This window comes from Bacillus cereus group sp. BfR-BA-01523 (assembly GCF_022662615.1).
GTDB lineage: Bacteria > Bacillota > Bacilli > Bacillales > Bacillaceae_G > Bacillus_A > Bacillus_A mycoides.
Window position 1 is genome coordinate 454,977 of the sequence record NZ_JAKUDX010000002.1, and the last position, 18,636, is coordinate 473,612.

An 18,636-nucleotide genomic window follows, 5' to 3' on the forward strand; every position below is an offset into this window, starting at 1 on the left:
ATAATTCTATAAATGGAAAAAAGAGAGAATTTACATTATGATAAAAGTATATATAAATATCGTGCGGGAAAACATGGTAAAAGTAAGAAAGTATTCTTCTCTATATAGCTGGTTAGCGATAAAACAAGATAAGAGATTGCTATTTAAGAGTCAAAAGAAACAAGGGAAAATTTACGATAATTTAGGGGATGAGGATGTTAATAAAAAAGGAGATAATGTATCTTCAAATAGTAAAAATACAATAGGACGCATTACATATAATAGTGAAGATGTTAACATCCATGCACGAAATATAAGAGAAGATACAGCGGTTTTTGGATATAATAAAAAGGTTGAAATTTCATTAACTTCAAATGTAAGAGAAGGAGATTCTAGTTCAACAACAGCACAATCAGCAATTAAAACGGCGAATATTGCAATCGCAGTCGGGAATAAATTGTATAGGAATCCAACGGTGAATGCAGGAAGTGGAATAGAAGCACTAATTTTGCCAAGGGAATTAGGAGAAGACAAAAATCCATCGGAAGATTCGTATGCAATTTATTATTTTAATATACCAAATGAAGTGAGTTTAAGTAATGCTGAAGTAGTATTACTTTCTGATCAAGGATATACCATTGTGAGTAGGGAAATTAAAGGAGAAAAAGAAGATATTGTAGGTGCGAAAAAAGAGGTTGAGCGAAAGTTAAATGAGATAGGAGAGACAGATTATGTACGTGTAGAGGTAAAGAGTAAAAATCCTTCTCTACATACGTATTATGTTATTGCATATTCTAAAAAAACAACAGGTGTAGTTACGATTGATGCCTCGTTGAGTGATAGGGTTTATAATGCGAAAACAAAAGAATTATATTACGAGTAGAAATAAATAAAATAATTGTGTAAAAAGACGGTTTCGTACAATATCGAAACCGTCTTTTTGTATTGCCTATTTGAGGGCAACTTGATTGGTGTGAGCTAATAATCAGTGGGGATGGATACCCCCCCACTGAGGTTTCACTTTATTTAATGCTGATTCTGCTTTCGAGCTTGCTCCGGTGTATCAAGACTTGTTGCACCGGGATATTGAAGTGATTGGTCGCGATCAGATTCAACGCGGCGTGATTCTCTTAGCTTTCGTTCCTGGCGATCTTTACCCATTGTGAGTTACACCTCCTTATTAAAAGTTTTGCTGTTATGAGAAAAACTATGCACAAAGAAAAGGAGGATTAACTTTCATAAAAAGTTCCCATAATGGAAATCATAGGAGGTGAAATGATGGATGGGAGTACTTTTTATTTTGTTGCTTGGATAGGGTGGATTGTCGTGACCTTTTTTATGAAAAAGGAATCTATTCGTTGGAAGATAAGTGCTTGTATATTAATTTTTATTATTTGTTCTCCGTTAAATGTGACGATTGCTTCTTTTACGATATCGGTAAATGCCCTTTTGCTTTGTATTATTTCTTTTGTAGGTATCGCGTTATATTCTATTTGGAAAAAATTATATACCTTACTTTCGGCACTTATTATTGCAATGTTATATACAAGCTTTCATTTGTTAGAAGTATATGATCCAATTTGGATTGTGGTTGATAGGTTGTTGCTGTTAAGTGGTGCACTTGTGTATGCATCGGTTTTATTGCACGGGGATCGCATATTACGATTATGCTCCTTATATATAGGGATGTTACAAGGAGAATTATTGGTGACGCTGATTTTTCGTAAATTACATTTTCCTTATGAATACGGCAGTTTAGCTTTTTTAGATGTTGCTGCTGTTTCCACTTTATTTATGGCGATTTTACTTTGGATTACAAAGGCATCGGTATATATGGAACAATTTAAGAGGAAAACACGTAAAAGAAAGGCGAGGGTAATACATGACTGAATATACACCAGCTATTTTATGTGGCGTAATTGCAGGTACAATAACTAGGTTGTTAATGCTTCGTACCGATACGAGGCAATATCCGACGAGGCTTCACGGGAAAATTATTCATATCGCGATGGGATTAATTGCGGCTGCCTTAGGAGCAATTGCGATTCCGTCTGTTTTGAAAAAAGATTTCTCTGCAATTACATTTCTTACGTTAGCAGCGACGCAATTTCGTGATGTGCGCAATATGGAAAGAAATACGCTTCAACAATTAGATGGATATGAGCTCGTACCACGTGGTAATACATACATTGAAGGAATTGCATTAGTATTTGAAAGTCGTAACTACTTGGCGATGTTAACGTCGTTTGTAACAACGTTTGCGTATATAGGATTCGATTCATGGATTGCCGGGGTAATTACTGGTATAGTAAGTTTTTTCATTGCGAAAAAATTAATGTCAGGTAAAAGACTTCATGACCTTGTAGAAATAGAGCACGTTCCACTTCGTTTTGAAGGAGCGGGACTTTATATTGATAATATTTACATTATGAATATTGGATTGCCAGCAAGGCAAGAAGAAATTATGAAATATGGAATGGGATTTATTTTAAAACCGAAATCGATAGATGCGATGGTTACAATCTCAAACTTAGGACAACGGCAAGCTATTTTACATGATGTTTCGGTTGCTTTAGGAATATATAGAGATTCTGGAACGCCGGCACTTGTACCGTTAGCGAAGCGTGATTTAGAGGATGGGAGAGTTGGAATTTTTGTTCTGCCGCAAGATCAAGATGCAGAAAAAGCGATAGGGGTAATCGGAAATGTACCAACATTAGAGAGTGCTGTTCATATGTCATCAGAAGCTCCGAAAGGAAGGGGAGATAAGAGATGATGTTAGAAAGTGTTATTCTCGCAGTCATTACAACAACACCAGAGAAATTTGCAGGTGGTGCTCCTTTATTTATTTGCGAGTCGACAGAGGAACTGGAATTTGTTGCAAATAATTTAGAGGCTATTTTAGATGGTATTGCACATCGCTTACAAGATAATGTATATATTATTGTGAAACATTAGTAACGTGTGGTATAATGTGAGGTGTTTTGATACGTTGAGAAATATTCTGGAATGCAAATCCCTTCTTGCACAAAGAAGGGTTTTTTACATAATAAACAGAAGCAAGTTGAAAGGATGAAAGTATATGCCGAAACCAGTAATAGCAATAGTAGGCCGCCCGAACGTGGGGAAATCTACTATTTTCAATAGAATTGTTGGAGAAAGAGTTTCAATCGTAGAAGATATACCAGGTATAACGCGAGACCGTATTTATAGTGCGGGAGAATGGTTAAATCATGAGTTTAACATCATTGATACAGGTGGAATTGATATTGGAGACGAGCCGTTCTTGACACAAATTCGTCAACAGGCGGAAGTAGCGATTGATGAAGCAGATGTTATCATTTTTATGACGAATGGTCGCGATGGTGTAACTGCAGCAGATGAAGAAGTTGCTAAAATTTTATACCGTTCTAAAAAACCAATTGTACTTGCAGTAAATAAGGTTGATAATCCGGACATGCGTAGTGATATTTATGATTTTTATGCATTAGGATTTGGCGAGCCATTCCCGATTTCAGGTACACACGGTTTAGGACTTGGTGATTTGTTAGATGAAGCTGCAAATCATTTTCCAAAGATTGAAGAAGAAGCGTATGACGATGAAACAATCCGTTTCTCTTTAATTGGACGTCCAAACGTAGGGAAATCATCACTTGTAAATGCACTTCTTGGTCAAGAACGTGTAATTGTAAGTAATATAGCGGGAACGACACGTGATGCTGTTGATACACCATATAGTAAAGATGATCAAGATTATGTAATCATCGATACAGCTGGTATGCGTAAAAAAGGGAAAGTATACGAAAGTACAGAAAAATATAGTGTACTTCGTGCACTTAGAGCGATTGAACGTTCTGACGTTGTTTTAGTCGTTTTAGACGGAGAAGAAGGAATTATTGAACAGGATAAAAAAATCGCTGGATATGCTCATGATTCAGGACGTGCTGTTATTATCGTCGTAAACAAATGGGATGCAGTGAAAAAAGATGAAAAAACAATGAAAGCATTTGAAGAAAACATTCGCGCTCATTTCCAATTTTTAGAGTATGCGCCGATTGTATTCTTATCTGCGAAAACGAAAAAACGTACACAAACATTATTACCAGTTATTAATGAAGTAAATGAAAGCCATAGCATCCGCGTACAAACGAATGTATTAAATGATGTAATTATGGATGCGGTAGCGATGAATCCAACGCCGACTCATAATGGTAGCCGTCTGAAAATATTCTATGCGACACAGGTTGCGGTAAAACCACCAACATTTGTTATATTTGTAAACGATACAGAATTAATGCACTTTTCATATGAGCGCTTCTTAAAGAACCGTTTACGTGAAGCGTTCGGTTTTGTAGGAACGCCGATTCACATTATCGCTAGAGCAAGAGACTAATGGAGAGGATGTGATTTTATGACAAAAATCACAGTAATAGGAGCAGGTAGCTGGGGAACAGCGTTAGCGATGGTATTAGCTGACAATGGGCATGATGTACGTATTTGGGGAAACCGTCCTGAACTCATGAATGAAATTAATACGAAGCGTGAGAACAGTAGATATCTTCCAGGGATTACATTGCCAAGCACAATCGTAGCCTACTCTTCTTTAGAAGAAGCATTAGTAGATGTAAATACAGTACTGCTAGTAGTACCGACGAAAGCGTACAGAGACGTATTGCAAGAGATGAAAGAAATTGTTACAGAGCCAATTACTTGGATTCATGCAAGTAAAGGAATCGAACCAGGTACGTCAAAACGTATTTCGGAAGTGATTGAGGAAGAAATTCCAGAGAGCTTGATTAAGGATGTTGTTGTACTATCTGGGCCGAGTCACGCTGAAGAAGTTGGATTGCGTCAAGCGACAACTGTTACGTCTGCAGCAAAGCGTATGGAAGCGGCTGAGGGAGTACAAGATTTGTTTATGAATAGCTATTTCCGTGTATATACAAACCCAGATATCGTTGGAGTTGAACTTGGTGGTGCTTTAAAAAATATTATTGCACTAGCTGCGGGGATATCTGACGGGCTTGGATTAGGTGATAATGCGAAAGCGGCATTAATGACACGTGGTTTAACAGAGATTGCTCGTTTAGGAAGAAAAATGGGCGGAAATCCGTTAACGTTTGCTGGTCTAACTGGTATGGGAGACTTAATTGTAACTTGTACAAGTGTGCATAGCCGAAATTGGCGCGCTGGAAATATGCTTGGAAAAGGGCACTCTTTAGAAGAAGTGCTAGAAAGTATGGGTATGGTTGTAGAAGGTGTAAGAACAACGAAAGCTGCTCATGAATTGGCAGAGAAAATGGAAGTTGAAATGCCGATTACAGCTGCTTTATATGACGTGCTGTTCAATGGGAATAATGTGAAAGATGCAGTAGGCTCATTGATGGGACGTGTTCGAAAACATGAAGTTGAAGCGATACCTGATTTGTTATAAAGAAAGCGGTAGAAGTACATTTCGTACTTCTACCGTTTTTTATTTTTTATGGGTCTTTTCACCAATTTTTCATCTCTGCATAGGATGAAGAGTAACTTGAGGAGAGGGTGAAAAGAATGGATAACAACATTTTTAATAACATTGAAAAAGAAGCGAAAGTGAACAAAGAAGATATTTTTAAATTAGCGTCGTCTGTTCAAAATGCGAACTTACGTGATGAGACAGTGCTTCGCCAATTGATTCATCAAGTTGCTCTAATGGCAGGACGCGAAGTGCCGAAAGAGCAAGAGGATCAAATTGTAAAAGCGATTATTAACAATAATATGCCGGCGGATTTTGGTTCGTTAAGTAAAATGTTTAAAAAATAAATTATGAGAAACAAAGAGTTTAGAGAATGCATATGATAGTTATGAAAGAATGGGAATAGAGCTGTTAAGGGCATATTTGGTCAACCGAAGCGCATCATTTCGTGCTTCGGTTTTATTATTTTAAATAAAAATCATCAATTCACGGAAAAATGATGATTTTTATTTGTTTAAAGATTTTAATTTGTTAAAATAGTATAAAAATAGATTGAAAGTAAAGGGGGTGTATATATGTCGGAAGGACTTATGAAAATGTGGTTTGCTTTAGGGGCAATTGGATTTATGTTTCTTGCAGTAAGTTTTATTTTATTGAGTAGGCATAAAATGAAGAATAAATTTTTGAAAGGGATTACAGCTTTAGTAGCGTACACCCTCATGATTGTATCGGGAATTGTTATTTTCCTTGTTGTATTTAGTGGCCCTATTGAGCAATAAAGGATGTGTAGTCGGTAAATGTTACAAAAGCAACAGTCCATACTAGCATGAAAAGGTGATTGTCAGTGAAAAAAATCCATATTATTTTAATATTTTGTTGCATGAGCATTTTAACAGGGTGTATGTATCCAAGAGAAAATATGAAACAAAGTGCTATTCCTTATGAAGACCAGTTGCAAGTTGTACAAAAAGCCATTAATACATATAAGGAGCAAACGGATGGTTTATTACCAATTAAGACGCGTGATATGAGTACGCCGATTTATCAGAAGTATCCAATTGATTTTCAAAAAATTGCTCCAAGATACATACAAGAGGCACCAGGGAATGCGTATGAAAGTGGTGGAGTATATCAATATGTATTAATAGATGTTGAAAAAAATCCGACAGTAAAGTTAATTGATGTGAGAATGGCGGAACAAATTCAAGAAGTGGCATTGAAGCTAAGAATGTATCGTGATGAACATCAATATCCACCTTTTAAAAAAGTGATCACAGATGGTGTTTATGAATTAGACTTCAAAAAACTAGGATATAAAGATGTACCACAAGTGACAAGTCCGTACTCAGGAAAAGGTCTCCCTCTTGTAATTAATGAAAAAGGAGAATTGTTTGTTGATTATAGAATTGACTTATATGAAGCGTTGAAAAAAAATGAAGGACAATTTAAAGAAGGTGAAGATATCCGGAGTATACTATCGAAGGATTCCCCGTTTGTTCCTGCATATTCTTTGCCGTACACAGTAAAAAATGGAGAACCAATTTTTTTGAAATCATAAGTCATGAACCTTTCTTTTAGTGAATAAGTTCTAGAAGAAAGGTTTTTTATGTTATACAACTTGCGATGCAAACAAAAGGTATTTTTAAATAGTCATATGAAATTGGACAAAATTATATGATATATTGTCCGAACTTCTAGAATACCATTATATTATATCAGATATTATAGGCAACATTAGAGAAGGTATTAGTTGACTATAAACGTGGAATTATTCCCAAAAATATTGAGGGAGGGAATCACTTGGAAAAGGTAGATATTTTTAAAGATATTGCGGAACGCACAGGCGGTGATATTTATTTTGGAGTTGTAGGAGCTGTTCGAACAGGGAAATCAACATTTATTAAAAAATTTATGGAACTTGTTGTTATTCCCAATATTGAAAATGAGTCAGACCGTCAAAGAGCGCAGGATGAACTGCCTCAAAGTGCTGCTGGTCGTACAATAATGACGACGGAACCGAAGTTTGTTCCAAACCAAGCGGTTTCTATCGAAGTAGATGAAGGTCTTGAAGTAAATATTCGATTAGTAGATTGTGTTGGATATACGGTTCCAGGAGCAAAAGGCTATGAAGATGAGAATGGTCCGCGCATGATTAATACTCCTTGGTATGAAGAGCCTATTCCATTCCATGAAGCTGCAGAAATCGGAACACGTAAAGTAATTCAAGAGCATTCAACAATTGGTGTCGTTATTACAACAGATGGAACAATTGGTGAAATTCCAAGAAGAGATTATATAGAGGCAGAAGAACGCGTTGTAAATGAGTTAAAAGAAGTAGGAAAGCCTTTCATTATGATTATCAATACTGTACAGCCATACCATCCAGATACGGAGCAGTTACGTCAAAGTTTATCAGAAGAATATGATATCCCAGTAATTGCGATGAGTGTAGAGAGTTTAAGAGAAACAGATGTGTATAACGTACTGCGAGAAGCATTATTCGAGTTCCCGGTTTTAGAAGTGAATGTAAACCTTCCGAGCTGGGTAATGGTGCTAAATGAAGGGCATTGGTTACGCCAAAGTTATCAGGAAGCGGTTCAAGAGACTGTAAAGGATATAAAACGTCTTCGTGATGTGGACCGTGTCGTTTGGCAGTTTAGTCAATATGAATTTATTGATCGAGCAAGTCTAGCTGGCATCGATATGGGGCAAGGTGTGGCAGAGATTGATTTATATGCGCCAGATGAATTGTATGATCAAATTTTAAAAGAAGTAGTAGGAGTAGAGATTCGAGGGAAAGATCATTTATTAAAGCTTATGCTCGATTTATCTCATGCGAAAACAGAATATGACCAAGTGGCGGATGCCTTGCGGATGGTAAAACAAACCGGATATGGAGTAGCAGCGCCTGCATTAGCTGATATGAGCTTAGATGAACCGGAAATTATTCGTCACGGCTCAAGGTTCGGTGTTAAATTAAAAGCGGTTGCGCCGTCTATTCATATGATTAAAGTGGATGTAGAATCAACATTTGAACCAATTATCGGTACTGAAAAACAAAGTGAAGAACTAGTTCGTTACTTGATGCAAGATTTTGAAGATGACCCGCTATCAATTTGGAATTCTGATATATTTGGGCGCTCTCTTAGCTCTATTGTTAGAGAAGGAATTCAAGCGAAGTTATCTCTAATGCCAGAAAACGCTCGTTATAAATTAAAAGAAACGCTAGAAAGAATTATTAATGAAGGATCTGGCGGATTAATTGCGATTATATTATAAGAAAAAAATCCCTCTAATTGTAGAGGGATTTTTTTCTTTTTGAGTACGTAATAGAAAAATAAACAGTCATTATCTAATATTTTGTTGTAAATTGTCAAGTTTCATCAGAATTTCACATTTTTAGAGTAACAATTTCCTTAAAAATATTGAATTATAAAGGAGAATCGTATAATATAGGCGTTGATAATGATTTATCTACATCTTTGTAGTATAGAATTTGTAAAAATTGCCTACAAATGAAAGTAAGACTCATTTTATGATCATTATACAGTCTTATCTTTGGGAGGAGGTGAATGGCATGAACAAGACAGATTTAATCAATGCTGTTGCAGAAGCAAGTTCCCTTTCTAAAAAGGACGCAACAAAAGCAGTGGACGCTGTTTTTGATTCTATCTTAGAAGCTTTAAAACAAGGTGATAAAGTACAACTAATCGGATTCGGTAACTTCGAAGTTCGTGAGCGTGCGGCTCGTAAAGGTCGTAACCCACAAACAGGTGAGGAGATTGAAATCGCTGCAAGTAAAGTACCTGCATTCAAACCTGGTAAAGCGTTAAAAGATGCGGTTAAATAATCCTTACATATTAACAGGGAAGAAGAGTTTCCTTTTTGGAAACTCTTCTTTTTGCTTTTAAAAACATAAATATGCTAGAATGTGTTCGTATCACTTTTAGGTTTTTCGGGAGGGCTAGCGGATGGCAAAAGTTAATTTAGAACAAATTGAACATGCAGTACGTCTTATTTTAGAGGCAATCGGAGATGACCCAAATCGCGAGGGAGTACTTGATACACCGAAACGTGTTGCGAAAATGTACGCAGAAGTATTCTCAGGAATGCATGAGGATCCGAAAGAGCATTTACACAAAGTATTCGGAGAAGACCACGAAGAGCTTGTGCTAGTAAAAGATATACCATTCTATTCGATGTGTGAGCATCATCTTGTTCCGTTTTATGGAGTTGCTCACGTTGCATATATTCCGCAAGGTGGAAAAGTAACGGGACTAAGTAAATTAGCTCGTACTGTAGACACAATTGCGCGTCGTCCGCAACTACAAGAACGTATTACATCAACAGTAGCTAACTCTATTATGGAAGTACTAGAGCCGCATGGTGTAATGGTAGTAGTAGAAGCAGAGCATATGTGTATGACGATGCGTGGTGTGAAAAAGCCTGGTGCGAAAACAGTAACGACTGCAGTGCGCGGCGTGTTAGAAAATGATGCAGCAGCACGTAGTGAAATTTTATCGTTTATTAAGACGAATTAAAGAAGAGCGGGAAACTGCTTTTCTTTTTTTTATATACAAAAAAATGATATAGTTTTAATGTTAAAGAGCAAGAATATAAAGGTTGAAAATTACTTCTGCCTTTTGTGTAAATGAATGTTTGTAGTTGTTAGAGACGAAGATAACTTGTATGAATAAAAGTTGAGGCTTTATTCGGTGGCAGTTTGGCAGAAGTAGCCAAGTTTTGATTATAGAAAATAGAATGTATGTGTTATAATAAATTTTATGAATTAGAAAACAAGGGTGATTTTTTGTGTGTGACATCTACGGAGGGTATGCGGGTATTAAAGAGAAATTGATGGAGAAATTACGCCATCCTTATTTTATAAACTATATTGAAGAACCATTTATTGATGAAGAAAAAATAGTGCTGTTATACGGTGCATTAAAAAGTGCAAATATACATAAAGAACAAATTGATCATTATGTCGTAACGATTATGCTTGTACAAATTGCTCTTGATACACATGAAAAAGTATCAAATAAAGCAAACGAAGAGACGAGTGGATTCCATAAGCGTCGTCAATTGACAGTTCTTGCAGGGGATTATTATAGTGGTCTATACTATTACTTATTGTCAATGAATTGTGATATTATCTTAATTCGTGCACTTGCTGAAGGAATTAAGGAGATTAATGAACATAAAATTATGCTATATCAAAAAGCACATGTGGCGATTCAAGACATAATGGAAAGTGTAGTAATAATTGAATCTGCGCTTTTGCAAAAAACATGTGATCATTTTCAGTTATCTAATTGGAAACCATATATAACTTATGTGTTAGGAAAAAATCGTCTTCAAAAAGAGTGTCAATTGTATGCTGATAAACAAAATTCACCTGTTTTTCAAGCAGTCCAAAAAATCTCATTGGATGATGATAAAAATTTGGAAACAGTTATTAATGAATGGCTTATGGAAATGAGAAAGCAAGAAGAAAATTTTTTAGAGAATCATACAGAAGTTAATGAGATAATTTCTATGTTAAGAGATAAATCAAGGAAATAAGCAACTTTACATTGGAAGAAGGTACGAGCATGCAACAATCAAAAGAAGAAAGAGTACATGACGTATTTGAGAAAATTTCTGATAAATACGATGTGATGAATTCTGTAATTAGTTTTCAAAGGCATAAGGCATGGCGCAAAGAAACGATGCGAATTATGGATGTGAAACTCGGGAGTAAGGCACTTGACGTATGCTGCGGGACGGCAGATTGGACAATTGCACTAGCGGGAGCTGTAGGTGAAGATGGGAAGGTTTACGGTTTAGACTTTAGCGAAAATATGCTAGCTGTCGGTAAACAAAAGGTAGAAGCTTTAGAATTAAAGCAAGTAGAACTTATGCATGGAAATGCAATGGAACTTCCTTATGAAGATAATACGTTTGATTATGTAACGATTGGTTTTGGGTTACGTAACGTTCCGGATTACATGCAAGTATTAAAAGAAATGACGCGTGTAGTAAAGCCTGGTGGAAAAGTAATTTGCCTGGAAACATCTCAACCAACGATGATAGGTTTTCGTCAAGGATATGTCTTATACTTTAAATATATCATGCCGTTATTTGGAAAGATGTTTGCGAAAAGTTATAAAGAATATTCATGGCTTCAGGAATCTGCTAGTACATTCCCTGGGATGAAAGAGTTAGCACGTATGTTTGAAGAAGCTGGGCTTAAGAATGTGCAAGTGAAACCATTTACTTTTGGTGTAGCAGCTATGCATTTAGGTATTAAACCAGAATCAAAATAGAAAATAGAAAAAAGACGTTTTAGGTTAAGGTGAACAATATGAAGTTACAACTTATGTACTCTTTTTTACGATCGGATATTAATGTTATAGAAAAAGAATTGAAGAAGACAGTTGCTTCTGAGCAGCCGTTAGTAGAAGAAGCGGCATTACAGCTTATTGAAGCAGGCGGGAAGCGGATTCGCCCTGTTTTTGTTTTGCTTGCAGGGAAATTTGGGGATTATAAGTTAGATGCAATTAAGCATGTTGCGGTTGCATTAGAACTAATTCATATGGCTTCGCTTGTTCACGATGATGTCATTGATGCTGCGTTTTTACGACGCGGTAGCGCAACAGTGAATGCGAAATGGGGAGATCGTATTGCAATGTATACAGGAGACTACTTGTTTGCGAAGTCTCTTGAATGTATAACAAATATAGAAATTCCAGATGCACATCAAGCGTTGTCCCATACAATTTTAGAAGTTTGTAAAGGTGAAATCGAACAAATTAAAGATAAGTATAACTATGATCAAAATTTACGAACGTATTTAAGAAGGATAAAACGAAAAACAGCATTGTTAATCGCCGCAAGTTGTCAGTTGGGAGCGATTGCTGCTGGTGCTAATCGTGATACTGTAAATCGTCTATTTTGGTACGGATATTTTGTTGGTATGTCTTATCAAATTATTGATGATATTTTAGATTTCGTATCGACAGAAGAGAAGCTTGGAAAGCCTGCTGGTGGTGATTTATTACAAGGTAACATTACATTACCTGTTTTGTATGCCATGGAAGATCCAGTTCTTCGTCAAAAAATTACATCTGTGCATGAAAATACAACAGCAAGTGAAATGAAAGAAATTATTGATGATATTAAAGCGAGCGAAGCTATTGATAAAGCATTTTCGTTTAGTGAACGTTATTTACATAAAGCATTAGAAATAATAAAACCACTCCCTCGTGGACAGGCGAAGTATGCGTTGCAAAATGTCGCAAAGTATATTGGAAAACGAAAATTTTAGTGTTTTGTCTAAAAAATAAAATAATCTCTCTATTTCAAAACTATTGCGCAATTGTGATAAGGGTGTTAATATGTGTGTGGGGATATACAATTACATACATAATTCAGAAGTGGAGAGATTTTTTATGGAAAAAACATTTCTAATGGTAAAACCAGACGGTGTACAACGTGCCTTCATTGGGGAAATTGTAGCTCGTTTTGAGAAAAAGGGCTTTCAATTAGTTGGTGCAAAATTAATGCAAGTTACTCCGGAAATTGCTGAACAACACTACGGTGAGCATAAAGAAAGACCTTTCTTTGGTGAATTAGTAGACTTTATTACATCTGGTCCTGTATTCGCAATGGTATGGCAAGGTGAAGGTGTAGTAGATACAGCACGCAATATGATGGGTAAAACACGACCACATGAAGCTGCTCCTGGAACAATTCGTGGAGATTTCGGTGTAACTGTTGCGAAAAACATTATCCACGGTTCGGATTCTTTAGAAAGTGCAGAACGCGAGATTGCTATTTTCTTTAAGGAAGAAGAATTAGTAGACTACTCAAAATTAATGAATCAATGGATTTACTAATTATTTCGAAATAATTTGTAAACGCTTTAATAACTGTGATAATAGTAAAAAGTGTGAGAAGAATAGGGGTATTCTTCTTGCACTTTTTTTATTTCGATCAGTTACGAAGTTAGGGCTGTTATGATATATTGGTATGTAAAGTAAAAGGTTTACTATTATGAAAATAATCGAACAATTACAAGTAGGGAAAGCAAACATTCGATTTACTATATAATTTCTTTGTATTTTAAAGAGTGATGGAAGGTAATATAGCTGCTTTATGTAGCGGGATAAATACATATGCGAAAAGAGGAATAACGTATGCGATATATTACAGCTGGTGAATCCCACGGTCCGCAACTTACGACAATTTTAGAAGGTGTTCCGGCAGGGCTATCTTTAGTAGCGAATGATATAAATGAAGAATTAGCTAGAAGACAAAAAGGATATGGACGCGGTAGACGCATGCAAATTGAGAAAGACCAAGTGCAAATTGTAAGTGGTGTTAGGCATGGGAAGACGATGGGGTCACCGATTGCACTTGTTGTTGAAAATCGTGATTTTACACATTGGACAAAGGTTATGGGTGCAGAGCCGTTAACTGAGCAGGAAGAGAAAGAAATGAAAAGGCAAGTTACGAAACCTAGACCTGGACACGCAGATTTAAATGGTGCGATTAAATATGGTCATAGAGATATGAGGAATGTATTAGAGCGTTCTTCAGCACGTGAAACGACAGTTCGTGTTGCAGCTGGTGCAGTTGCAAAAAAAATATTAGCGGAATTAGGTATACAAGTAGCGGGACATGTTATCGAGATTGGTGGTGTACAGGCAGCAAATATTAAATATAACTCTATTGTGGAATTACAAAGTACTACAGAAGCATCTCCTGTACGTTGTTTAGATGAAGAGGCCGGTAAAAAGATGATGCAAGCAATTGATGATGCGAAGGCAAATGGTGATTCTATCGGTGGTAGTGTTGAAGTAGTTGTAGAAGGAATGCCAATTGGAGTAGGTAGCTATGTACATTATGATAGAAAATTAGATGCAAAATTAGCAGCGGCAATTATGAGTATTAACGCTTTTAAAGGTGTTGAAATTGGAATTGGTTTTGAAGCAGCACATAGACCAGGAAGTGAAGTGCATGATGAAATCCTTTGGGATGAAGTGCAAGGGTACAGAAGACAAACGAACAATGCAGGTGGATTAGAAGGTGGCATGACAACTGGTATGCCGGTTGTTGTGCGCGGTGTTATGAAACCGATACCGACATTATATAAACCGCTTCAAAGTGTTGATATTGATACGAAAGAACCTTTTACAGCGAGTATTGAACGTTCAGATAGTTGTGCAGTGCCAGCAGCTAGCGTTGTGGCTGAAGCTGTTGTGGCTTGGGAGCTCGCAACAGCTTTAATTGAACAATTTGGATTAGATCGTATCGATCTTATACGTGAAAATATTGAGAAACATAATGAATATGCGAGGGGATTTTAATGGAGAACATACATATTCAAACGAAATCAAAAGAATATGATGTACATGTTGGAAGGGAGGCGTTGTCACACTTAACAACGCTTATTCAAAAAATGAATCCTGCAGTATCTAACATAATGATCATTTCTGATGAAGCTGTTGCATCACTGCATTTACAGACAGTTGTTGATGCATTGCAAGTAGAGCAAAAAGTATTTTCGTTTGTTGTACCGAGTGGCGAAAAAGAGAAGTCTTTTGAAAATTTCTATGAGGCTCACACTTCGGCTCTTGAAAATAAATTAGATAGAAATTCTTTAATCATCGCACTTGGAGGCGGAATGATTGGAGATTTGGCTGGATTTGTTGCCGCGTCGTTTATGCGTGGTATTCGCTTTGTCCAAGTTCCAACGACTTTATTAGCTCACGATAGCGCAGTAGGCGGGAAAGTAGCAATTAACCATCCGCTAGGAAAAAATATGATTGGAGCGTTTCATCAGCCAGAAGCTGTTGTATATCATACGCCATTTTTACATTCACTTCCTGAAAAAGAGTGGCGATCAGGTTATGCAGAAGTGATAAAGCATGCTCTTATTGGTGATGTAGAGCTATATCATTGGTTAAAAGAAGAAGTGCAAACGTTAACGGATCTTCGTGATGAAAAGTTAATTCATATATTAACGAAGGCGATTCCTGTGAAAGCGAATATTGTGTCGCAAGACGAAACAGAAAAAGGTGTACGTGCCCATTTGAATTTTGGGCATACGTTAGGACATGCTCTTGAAAAAGAGTTAGGATATGGGAATATTACTCACGGTGATGGAGTAGCGGTTGGCATGCTATTTGCTATGTTTTTAAGTGAGCAAGTGTACAAAGTTGATCTTTCTTATGAAGAAATGAAGCAGTGGTTCTTGAAATACGGTTATCCAAAAATGCCAAGTGACTTGAATGTAGAACGTCTCGTTCAGTTGATGAAACAAGATAAAAAAGCAAATGCTGGAACAATTCATATGGTGCTTATGCAGGAATATGGGGGAGTGAATGTCGTATCTATTTCAGATGAGACTGTTCATATTGCGTTAGAAGCATTTCAAAAGGATATGGTGTAAAAAAGTCGTAGAACAGGTATGAAATGCATATTTAAAGGTATTCTCGTAATGGTGACGGTTATGATTAAAGGTGACAGTAAGACATTATAAATCATATCAATGACTGGGGGAAGAAAAGTGAGAGTAAAAGAGCAATTGTTAACTTTGAGAGCATATGTACCTGGGAAAAATATTGAAGAAGTAAAAAGAGAATATGGATTGTCAAAAATTGTGAAGTTAGCGTCGAATGAAAACCCATTTGGCTGCTCTGCGCGTGTGACAGAAGCATTAACTTCGTTAGCTAATCAATATGCACTCTATCCGGACGGGGCGGCATTTGAGCTTCGTGAGAAAGTAGCAGAGCATTTAGGTGTAAAAGCGGAACAACTTTTATTTGGTAGTGGGCTAGATGAAGTTATTCAAATGATTAGTCGTGCTTTGCTACATAATGGAACAAATGTTGTAATGGCGAACCCTACGTTCTCGCAATACCATCACCATGCTGTTATTGAAGGAGCAGAAGTTCGTGAAGTACCACTTAAAGATGGCATTCACGATTTAGATGCAATGTTACAACAAGTAGATGAGAAAACGAAGATTGTATGGGTTTGTAATCCGAATAATCCGACAGGTACATATGTAGAAAAACAAAAATTACTTTCATTTTTAGAATCAGTTCCAAAGTCAGCGCTCGTTATTATGGACGAAGCATATTATGAATATGCTGGGGCAGAAGATTATCCGCAAACATTACCTCTTCTTGAAAAGTACGAAAATCTTATGGTGCTACGCACATTCTCAAAAGCATATGGATTAGCTGCTTTTCGTATTGGATATGCGATTGGTGATGCAAAGCTTATTGGGCAGCTAGAGGTAGCGAGACTACCATTTAACACATCAACTATCGCCCAAGCGGTAGCATTAGCGGCAATAGAGGATCAACAGTTTTTACAAGAGTGTGTGAAGAAAAATGCCGGAGGATTAAATCAATATTATGCATTTTGTAAGGAATATAACGTATTCTACTATCCATCTCAAACGAATTTCATTTTCTTGAAACTTGGTATACCTGGTAATGAAGCTTTCGAACGATTAATGAAAAAAGGATATATCGTTCGTTCTGGTGCAGCATTTGGTATGCATGATGGTATTCGTATTACTGTTGGATTAAAAGAAGAAAATGATGAGATTATTGAATTACTTACGGAACTTGTAAAAGAACAAGTGAAGAAAGAAGAAACGTATTCTTAAGAAATGGTGGAGGCTCCTGTTACAGGAGCCTTTTTCATTTGAACTGCAATAAGGGGAGTTGTTTGCACGTTCAAGAAAGAAAACGTTACAATAGAAGTAGACGTATAAGAAGAACTATTGTACATATAACTTATTTAAAATGTGAGGAGGATACAGTTTGAAACTAGTAGGACGAAAAAATAGTTTGAATGGGAAAATTGTTGTTCCAGGAGATAAATCTATTTCGCATCGCTCTGTTATGTTTGGAGCGATAGCGGAAGGGACGACGAAAGTATCAAATTTTTTATTAGGAGAAGATTGTTTAAGTACAATTGCATGTTTTCAAAAACTAGGTGTCCAGATTGAACAGTTTGGTAACGATGTCACGATTTACGGTAAAGGATTACATAATTTACAAGAACCGAAAGAAGTATTAGATGTGGGGAATTCAGGGACGACTATTCGTCTTATGCTTGGGATTTTAGCAAATACACCGTTCCATAGTACGATAATTGGTGATGCATCAATTGGAAAACGTCCTATGAAACGTGTTACAGACCCGCTTAGTAAGATGAATGCTCAAATTGATGGTAGAGAAAACGGACAATATACACCTTTATCTATTCGCGGTGGTAAGGTAAAAGGGATGCATTACCATTCACCAGTAGCAAGCGCACAAGTGAAGTCAGCAGTTTTACTTGCGGGTTTGCAAGGGGAAGGGATTACTACGGTAACAGAGCCTATGCAATCTCGTGATCATACGGAAAGAATGTTGCGTGCATTCGGTTGTACCGTAGATGTTAATGGACGGACCGTTTCATTACAAGGTGGACAACAACTTAAAGGTGCAGACATAGAAGTTCCAGGAGATATTTCTTCGGCGGCATTTTTTTTAGTAGCTGGTGCAATTGTCCAAAATAGTAAGCTTGTATTGGAAAATATTGGTTTAAATCCGACGAGAACAGGGATTTTAGATGTATTAACAAAGATGGGTGCACTTATTTCTATCGATCATATTAGAAATGAAGAGTTTGAACCGTGCGGGGATATTACGATTGAAACATCTAAACTAAAAGGAATAGAAATTGGTGGAACTCTTATTCCAAGATTAATTGATGAAATTCCTGTAATTGCTTTATTGGCAACGCAGGCAGAAGGAATTACTGTTATTAAAAACGCTGAGGAGTTAAAAGTAAAAGAAACAAATCGTATCGATACGGTTGTAGATGAATTAGGAAAATTAGGTGCGAAGATTGAAGCTACACCAGATGGTATGATTATATATGGTAAACAAAGTTTAAAAGGAAATACTGTTAATAGTCACGGCGATCATCGTATTGGGATGATGCTTGCAATCGCATCGTGTATTATAGATGGAGAAGTGAAAATAGAGAATAGTGATGCGGTCGCTGTATCGTATCCGGAATTTTTCGAACAATTAGCTGCGCTATGAGAGAAAGTATAGGAAGAGGTAGCTCACTCAAAAGGTTGCGTTCTTACACCTAGTTGCTTATGATAAATGAACAGAAGAGAATATTTTTTGAATTAAAGGAGA

The 18,636-nt window shown here is 36.6% G+C and carries 21 protein-coding genes; 20 read left to right on the plus strand and 1 reads right to left on the minus strand.

Annotated elements, in window-relative coordinates; genetic code table 11:
- Window positions 1–73: 73 nt before the first annotated feature.
- Complete coding sequence (locus MR066_RS06765) at window positions 74–862, plus strand: hypothetical protein (RefSeq protein WP_242246723.1); 789 nt, start codon at window positions 74–76, stop codon at window positions 860–862.
- A gap of 143 nt (window positions 863–1,005) precedes the next feature.
- On the opposite strand, the gene MR066_RS06770 is transcribed toward MR066_RS06765, so the two are convergent.
- Entirely contained in the window at window positions 1,006–1,140 is a 135-nt protein-coding gene (locus MR066_RS06770) for a YpzI family protein (protein WP_000513901.1), read from the minus strand.
- Window positions 1,141–1,257: 117 nt separating this feature from the next.
- Here MR066_RS06770 and MR066_RS06775 point away from each other — a divergent pair, with 117 nt between their 5' ends.
- From MR066_RS06775 to aroA, 19 genes are all read left to right on the plus strand, one after another.
- A complete protein-coding gene (locus MR066_RS06775; RefSeq protein WP_002086626.1) occupies window positions 1,258–1,869 on the plus strand; it encodes a YphA family membrane protein in 612 nt (203 codons plus the stop codon).
- Window positions 1,862–2,755 (plus strand): YIEGIA family protein, encoded by an 894-nt coding sequence (locus MR066_RS06780; RefSeq protein ID WP_002086625.1) that lies wholly within the window; start codon window positions 1,862–1,864, stop codon window positions 2,753–2,755. The genes MR066_RS06775 and MR066_RS06780 overlap by 8 nt, the downstream gene beginning before the upstream one ends.
- The gene (locus MR066_RS06785) at window positions 2,752–2,937 is read left to right on the plus strand and encodes a capping complex subunit for YIEGIA (RefSeq protein ID WP_002086624.1); all 186 of its coding nucleotides are present in this window, start codon (window positions 2,752–2,754) and stop codon (window positions 2,935–2,937) included. The genes MR066_RS06780 and MR066_RS06785 overlap by 4 nt, the downstream gene beginning before the upstream one ends.
- Window positions 2,938–3,061: 124 nt before the next feature.
- Window positions 3,062–4,372, plus strand: a complete 1,311-nt coding sequence (der, locus tag MR066_RS06790; RefSeq protein ID WP_002011811.1) for a ribosome biogenesis GTPase Der — start codon at window positions 3,062–3,064, stop codon at window positions 4,370–4,372.
- Between the two features lie 18 nt (window positions 4,373–4,390).
- Window positions 4,391–5,413: an NAD(P)H-dependent glycerol-3-phosphate dehydrogenase gene (locus tag MR066_RS06795; protein ID WP_002011813.1), complete on the plus strand. Its 1,023-nt coding sequence runs from the start codon at window positions 4,391–4,393 to the stop codon at window positions 5,411–5,413.
- 116 nt (window positions 5,414–5,529) lie between these two features.
- A complete protein-coding gene (locus tag MR066_RS06800) occupies window positions 5,530–5,781 on the plus strand; it encodes a stage VI sporulation protein F (protein WP_000369753.1) in 252 nt (83 codons plus the stop codon).
- A gap of 228 nt (window positions 5,782–6,009) precedes the next feature.
- The gene (locus tag MR066_RS06805; RefSeq protein ID WP_002011815.1) at window positions 6,010–6,213 is read left to right on the plus strand and encodes a DUF2768 domain-containing protein; all 204 of its coding nucleotides are present in this window, start codon (window positions 6,010–6,012) and stop codon (window positions 6,211–6,213) included.
- Window positions 6,214–6,278: 65 nt separating this feature from the next.
- Window positions 6,279–6,992: a hypothetical protein gene (locus MR066_RS06810; protein WP_002126422.1), complete on the plus strand. Its 714-nt coding sequence runs from the start codon at window positions 6,279–6,281 to the stop codon at window positions 6,990–6,992.
- A 242-nt stretch (window positions 6,993–7,234) separates the two neighbouring features.
- Window positions 7,235–8,713: a stage IV sporulation protein A gene (spoIVA, locus tag MR066_RS06815; RefSeq protein WP_000416521.1), complete on the plus strand. Its 1,479-nt coding sequence runs from the start codon at window positions 7,235–7,237 to the stop codon at window positions 8,711–8,713.
- 298 nt (window positions 8,714–9,011) lie between these two features.
- Entirely contained in the window at window positions 9,012–9,284 is a 273-nt protein-coding gene (locus tag MR066_RS06820; RefSeq protein WP_001043860.1) for an HU family DNA-binding protein, read from the plus strand.
- A 121-nt stretch (window positions 9,285–9,405) separates the two neighbouring features.
- Window positions 9,406–9,975: a GTP cyclohydrolase I FolE gene (gene folE / locus MR066_RS06825; RefSeq protein ID WP_002011819.1), complete on the plus strand. Its 570-nt coding sequence runs from the start codon at window positions 9,406–9,408 to the stop codon at window positions 9,973–9,975.
- Between the two features lie 271 nt (window positions 9,976–10,246).
- Window positions 10,247–10,999: a heptaprenyl diphosphate synthase component 1 gene (locus MR066_RS06830; protein WP_242246334.1), complete on the plus strand. Its 753-nt coding sequence runs from the start codon at window positions 10,247–10,249 to the stop codon at window positions 10,997–10,999.
- 29 nt (window positions 11,000–11,028) lie between these two features.
- Complete coding sequence (locus tag MR066_RS06835; protein WP_242246335.1) at window positions 11,029–11,742, plus strand: demethylmenaquinone methyltransferase; 714 nt, start codon at window positions 11,029–11,031, stop codon at window positions 11,740–11,742.
- A 38-nt stretch (window positions 11,743–11,780) separates the two neighbouring features.
- Window positions 11,781–12,743 (plus strand): heptaprenyl diphosphate synthase component II, encoded by a 963-nt coding sequence (hepT, locus tag MR066_RS06840; protein WP_002011823.1) that lies wholly within the window; start codon window positions 11,781–11,783, stop codon window positions 12,741–12,743.
- A 124-nt stretch (window positions 12,744–12,867) separates the two neighbouring features.
- Window positions 12,868–13,314: a nucleoside-diphosphate kinase gene (ndk, locus tag MR066_RS06845; protein ID WP_000415879.1), complete on the plus strand. Its 447-nt coding sequence runs from the start codon at window positions 12,868–12,870 to the stop codon at window positions 13,312–13,314.
- Window positions 13,315–13,614: 300 nt separating this feature from the next.
- A complete protein-coding gene (aroC, locus tag MR066_RS06850; protein ID WP_242246337.1) occupies window positions 13,615–14,787 on the plus strand; it encodes a chorismate synthase in 1,173 nt (390 codons plus the stop codon).
- The gene (aroB, locus tag MR066_RS06855) at window positions 14,787–15,872 is read left to right on the plus strand and encodes a 3-dehydroquinate synthase (RefSeq protein WP_002011826.1); all 1,086 of its coding nucleotides are present in this window, start codon (window positions 14,787–14,789) and stop codon (window positions 15,870–15,872) included. Before aroC ends, aroB begins: the two co-directional genes overlap by 1 nt.
- Before the next feature lie 117 nt (window positions 15,873–15,989).
- Window positions 15,990–17,102 carry a histidinol-phosphate transaminase gene (gene hisC / locus MR066_RS06860; RefSeq protein ID WP_002188988.1) on the plus strand — a complete coding sequence of 371 codons (1,113 nt, stop codon included), beginning with the start codon at window positions 15,990–15,992 and terminating at the stop codon, window positions 17,100–17,102.
- Window positions 17,103–17,259: 157 nt separating this feature from the next.
- The gene (gene aroA, locus MR066_RS06865) at window positions 17,260–18,534 is read left to right on the plus strand and encodes a 3-phosphoshikimate 1-carboxyvinyltransferase (RefSeq protein ID WP_242246339.1); all 1,275 of its coding nucleotides are present in this window, start codon (window positions 17,260–17,262) and stop codon (window positions 18,532–18,534) included.
- The last annotated feature ends 102 nt before the right edge of the window (window positions 18,535–18,636 follow it).